The 5511-nt window shown below is 68.8% G+C and carries 3 protein-coding genes; all 3 read left to right on the forward strand.

Features of this window, described 5'->3' with window-relative positions:
- The first annotated feature begins 186 nt into the window (after positions 1-186).
- The gene (locus ACFDTH_RS17125; protein WP_375288770.1) at positions 187-1380 is read left to right on the forward strand and encodes an alpha/beta hydrolase; all 1194 of its coding nucleotides are present in this window, start codon (positions 187-189) and stop codon (positions 1378-1380) included.
- A gap of 42 nt (positions 1381-1422) precedes the next feature.
- Positions 1423-2940 (forward strand): hypothetical protein, encoded by a 1518-nt coding sequence (locus ACFDTH_RS17130; RefSeq protein ID WP_375288771.1) that lies wholly within the window; start codon positions 1423-1425, stop codon positions 2938-2940.
- A 210-nt stretch (positions 2941-3150) separates the two neighbouring features.
- Positions 3151-5511 (forward strand): DNA-directed RNA polymerase subunit beta (gene rpoB, locus ACFDTH_RS17135; RefSeq protein WP_375288772.1); only part of this gene is annotated, 2361 nt, incomplete at its 3' end.

The raw sequence follows: 5511 nt of genomic DNA on the forward strand, positions 1-5511 counted from the left end.
ACGCAGAGGAAAGGCGCGATCACGCGCGCGACACGAAACTTCAGCACCGCGGCGCCGCTACTCCGGGGCGGGGGGCGCGTCATCCTCGTCGAAGGGCGGCGCGCCAGGCGGAGGCTGCGATGCGACAAACGGAAGGATTGGCGCCCGCCGCCCCGCTCCGCTAACCGGACGCCGGCGGGAGGCGGAATGCGGGAAATCTACCGGGACTCGGATCTGGTCGTGCGGATGGTGCCCCAGGGGCGGGCGCGACGCTGGATCGTCACGTTCGAAAGCCATATGATGGACCGGCCGGAAGGACGCCGCGGCTTTGCCGAGGTGTTCCTCGCTACGCGCGGCATCTCCGCCATCCACGTCCTCGCCCGCGGCAACCACTGGTACCAATATCCCGGCACGCCCGCGGCGCTCGCCGCCATCTCCGCCGCACTGGCCGATTCTCGCGCGCGCCGCATCGTCACCTACGGGTCGAGCATGGGCGCCTATGCCGCGGTGCGCTTTGCAAGCGCGGTGCGGGCTACGGGCGTGCTGGCGATGTCGCCGCAATATTCGATCAACCGCGACGTCGTGCCGGAGGAACAGCGCTGGCAGGACGAGGCGCGCGACATCGTCTGGCAGGACGGGCTGGAGGATACCATCCGCTCCTGCACCCCGACCGTGGTGGTATTCGATCCGCGCGATCCCGACGCGCTTCAGGTCGCCCGCATCGCCGCGGACACACCGATCGAGGCGATCCCGGTACGCTATGCCGGCCATCCGTCCACCGCGTTCCTCGTCCAGCAGCGCCTGGTCGAACCGCTGCTGCGCAGCCTGCTGCAGAAGACGTTCGATCCGGCCGAGGCGCGGCGCACGGTGGAGACGGCGCTCAAGGGCAGCCCTGCCTATCTCGCCGGGCTGGCGCGCCACCAGCCGCCCCATCGCATCGGGCTGGCCGTGCGGCTCGCGCGCAAGGCGCTGGAGATCGCCGCTCCCGCCGATCATCCGCTGTTCCAGAACGAACTCGGCAAGCTGCTGTCGCGCGCCGGACGGCATGACGAGGCACTGGAGCACCTGCGCGCCTCGGTGGAAGCCTCTCGTCGGCACCTCGGCTACGTCTATCCCTATGGTGAGGCGCTGATCGCCGCGGGACACCTCGATGCTGCGGTGGAGATCGGGCGCGAGATGGTGGAGCGGGCCGGCGACCGGTCCGAAGCGCACGCGCTGCTCGGCCGGGCGTTGGCGGCGGCGGGGGACCATGTAGGCGCACGCGCATGCCGGGCACGCGCCGGAGAGCTGAACCCCGCGTATCGCGAACCTCCCGTCATCGTCCGCGCCGCGCGCGGCCCGCTGCGGGCACTCGCCCACACGGCACGCCGGCTGCTCGGTCGACCGGACCACGGCGGCTGAGCCTTCACCGGGCAGGAAGGATTGGGTGGCAGGATCGGCACGATGGCGCAGACCCTCCCCGCCCCTCGCCCCTTCCGCCCCGCCGCGGCGCTCTGGCTGATCGCGCTCGGCGCACTGCTGCCCTTCGCGGTCGCGGCGATCCCGTCGATGACCGACCTCCCCGGCCATATCGGCCGCTATGCCGTGATGGCGGATGCGGGGCGGTCCGAATGGCTGGCACTCTACTGGCAGTTCGACTGGCGGCTGGTCGGCAACTTGGGCGTCGACCTCCTCGTCCGCGCGCTGGCGCCGCTCACCGGCGTCGAGCGGGCTGCCTGGGCGGCGAGCGCGGCGATCGCGCCGCTCACCGTCGCCGGCATCGCTGCGGTCAGCCGCGCGCTGCATGGCCGGGTGCAGCCGACCGCGGCGGCGGCGTCGGTGTTCGTGCTCGCCAACCCGCTGATGTTCGGCTTCGTCAATTATGCGCTGGCGGTGGCGCTGGCGCTGTGCGCCTTTGCCGGCTGGATCGTCCTGCGCGCGCGACCGGCGGCGTTGCACCTCGCCCTCCTGCTCCCCGCCGCCACCCTGGTGTGGCTGGCGCATGCGATGGGCTGGGGCATGCTGGTGCTGCTGGTCGCCGGGTTCGAGATGGCGCGGTTGTGGGCACGCCGCTCTCCTGCGGCGCTGGCCGATACCCTGCTACGAGGCCTCGCGCTCCTGCCGCCGCTGGTGCTGACCCTCGCCTGGCGCGGCGAGGGCGGTGGTGCGCTCTACGCCTATGGCTCGGACCTCCTTGTCCGCAAGGCGATGAACTGGATCGTGCTGCTGCGCGGCGGCGAGAAATGGATCGACCTCGCCACCCCCTTGCTGCTCGGCGCGGTGACCCTATTGCTGCTGTGGCGCCGCGCCCTCCGTCCCGACCCGCGGCTGGCGATCGGCGCCGCCCTCCTCGCGCTCGCCTGCTGCCTGATGCCGACCATCCTGTTCGGCAGCTGGGGCGCGGACGAGCGGCTCGCGCCCGCGGCGGTGATCGCGGCGCTCGTGTCCTTGCGCTGGCATGGATCGCCCCGTGCCGCCGCGGCGCTGATCGCGCTGTCGCTGGCGCTGTTCGCCGTCCGCACCGGGCTGATCGCACGCAACTGGCACCGGCTCGACACGGCTTATGCCTCGCACCTGTCAGGGCTTGAGCGGCTGCCGCGCGGCGCGCGCATCCATGCGTTGGTGCTCAAGGACGAATGCCACAAGGATTGGGCGAGCACCGCCTACAACCACCTGCCCAGCCTGGCGATCGGCAGACGCGAGGCGCTGGTGAACTCCGAGTGGAAGCTGCCCGGCGCAGCTTTGCTTTCGGTCCGCTACCCGATCGCACCGAACCTCGCCAACGATCCCTCGCAGCTCGTCTCAGGCTATCGCTGCTCGGGCCCTGAGGAAATCGCCTTCCGCCGCCGCCTCGCCGATCCCGGCCTCGCCCGCTTCCAGTATCTCTGGCTGCTGGAAACGCACGGGCGCGACTGGTGGCCAGACCATCGCCCGCTCTACCGCGATGCGAACAGCGCGATCTACGCCCTGCCCGGCGGTTGACGCCGGCGCACGCCGCTTCTATATCGCGCCCTCCCGAGGCCTCGGGACATGGGATGCCGTTGCGCAGCGTTCCGTACGAATGGGGGCCACGGGGTTCAGCAAAGACGCTCTGGAGGCTGCCGTCGTTCCCGCAATGAGGATCCTGACGAGCGGCCTTGACGTGCCTTTGCTTCTGCGCGCCCGAGACTTTTGACGAGGCGAAACAGCTCCATGGCAACCAACCCGATCGACTCCGGCACCGCCCGGCGCGAACAGGCGTCCACCCGCAAGCGGCGTATCCGCAAGGTGTTCGGCAACATCCACGAAGTGGTGCAGATGCCGAACCTGATCGAGGTGCAGCGCGAAAGCTACGAGCAGTTCCTGCGCTCCGATCCGTCGACGGGCTATGTCTCGGGCCTGGAGAAGACGCTGCGCAGCGTGTTCCCGATCCGCGATTTCGCCGGCACCGCCGAGCTCGATATCAAGAAGGAGGGCGGTTACGTCCTCGAAGGGCCGAAGTTCGACGTCGAGGAATGCCGCCAGCGCGGCATCACCTATGCGGCGCCGATGAAGGTCACGCTCACCCTCGCCACCTTCGAGGTCGATGCCGAGACGGAGACCCGCTCGCTCATCGATATCAAGGAGCAGGACGTGTACATGGGCGACATCCCGCTCATGACCGAGAACGGCACGTTCTTCATCAACGGCACCGAGCGCGTGATCGTGTCGCAGATGCACCGCTCGCCGGGCGTGCTGTTCGATCATGACCGCGGCAAGACCCACGCCAGCGGCAAGTATCTGTTCGCCGCGCGCGTGATCCCGTATCGCGGCAGCTGGCTCGATTTTGAGTTCGACGCCAAGGACATTGTCAACGTCCGCATCGACCGCAAGCGCAAGCTGCCGGTCACCAGCCTGCTCTACGCGCTGGGGATGAACGGCGAGCAGATCCTCAACTATTTCTACAACCGCATCACCTTCGTGCGTGGTGAGGGCGGCTGGCGCATCCCGTTCGCGCCGGAGAACTGGCGCGGCGTGAAGCCGCTGTTCGACATCGTCGACGCGAACTCGGGCGAGGTGGTGTTCGCCGCCCAGCAGAAGATCTCCCCGCGCGCCGCCAACAAGGCGGCCAAGGACGGCCTGGCCGAGCTGCTGATTCCCACCGAGGAGATCTACGGCCGCTATTCCGCCTATGACCTGATCAACGAGACCACCGGCGAGATCTACGTCGAGGCGGGCGACGAGCTCGGGCCGGAGGCGCTGGAGAAGCTCGACCAGGCGGGCATCACCACGATCGAGCTGCTCGACATCGACCACGTCTCGACCGGCCCGTGGATCCGCAACACGCTCAAGGCCGACAAGGCCGAGGAGCGCGAGCAGGCGCTGTCCGACATCTATCGCGTGATGCGCCCCGGCGAGCCGCCAACGCTGGAGACCGCCGAGGCGCTGTTCGCCGGCCTGTTCTTCGATCCGGACCGCTACGACCTGTCGGCCGTCGGCCGCGTCAAGCTCAACATGCGCCTCGACCTCGACGTCGAGGACACGGTGACCACGCTGCGCACCGAGGACATCCTCGAAGTCGTCAAGACCCTCGTCAACCTGAAGGACGGCAAGGGCGAGATCGACGACATCGACAATCTCGGCAACCGCCGTGTGCGTTCGGTGGGCGAGCTGCTGGAGAACCAGTATCGCGTCGGTCTGCTCCGCATGGAGCGCGCGGTGAAGGAGCGGATGAGCTCCGTCGACCTCACCACGGTGATGCCGAACGACCTGATCAACGCCAAGCCCGCGGTCGCCGCGGTGCGCGAGTTTTTCGGCTCGTCGCAGCTGTCGCAGTTCATGGACCAGACCAACCCGCTCTCCGAGGTGACGCACAAGCGCCGCGTCTCGGCGCTCGGGCCGGGCGGCCTCACCCGCGAGCGCGCGGGCTTCGAGGTCCGCGACGTGCACCCGACCCATTATGGCCGCATCTGCCCGATCGAGACGCCGGAAGGCCCGAACATCGGCCTGATCAACTCGCTGGCGTCGTTCTCACGCGTCAACAAGTACGGCTTCATCGAAACGCCGTATCGCCGCGTGGTGGACCGCAAGGTCACCGGCGAGGTCGTCTATCTCTCCGCCATGGAGGAGGCCAAGCACACGATCGCGCAGGCCAATGCCGAGGTGGATTCGGACGGCATGCTGATCGAGGAGCTGATCTCCTCGCGTCAGGCGGGCGAGTTCCTGATGGCGCTGCCCGAGACGATCACGCTGATGGACGTGTCGCCGAAGCAGCTCGTCTCCGTCGCCGCCTCGCTGATCCCGTTCCTGGAGAATGACGACGCCAATCGCGCGCTGATGGGTTCGAACATGCAGCGCCAGGCGGTGCCGCTGGTCCGCGCCGAGGCGCCGTTCGTCGGCACCGGCATGGAGGAGACCGTGGCGCGCGATTCGGGCGCGGCGATCTCGGCCAAGCGCGCCGGCATCGTCGACCAGGTCGATGCGGCGCGCATCGTGGTGCGCGCCACCGGCGACGTCGATGCGACCGACTCGGGCGTGGACATCTACACGCTGATGAAGTTCCAGCGCTCCAACCAGTCGACCTGCATCAACCAG

Source organism: Sphingomonas sp., assembly GCF_042096255.1.
In the GTDB taxonomy this organism is placed as follows: domain Bacteria; phylum Pseudomonadota; class Alphaproteobacteria; order Sphingomonadales; family Sphingomonadaceae; genus Sphingomonas.

Bases quoted from the DNA above. Each gene is read 5' to 3' on its own strand.
- ACFDTH_RS17125 (WP_375288770.1), top strand. From the start codon at position 187: ATGCGGGAAATCTACCGGGACTCGGATCTGGTCGTGCGGATGGTGCCC.
- ACFDTH_RS17130 (WP_375288771.1), top strand. From the start codon at position 1,423: ATGGCGCAGACCCTCCCCGCCCCTCGCCCCTTCCGCCCCGCCGCGGCG.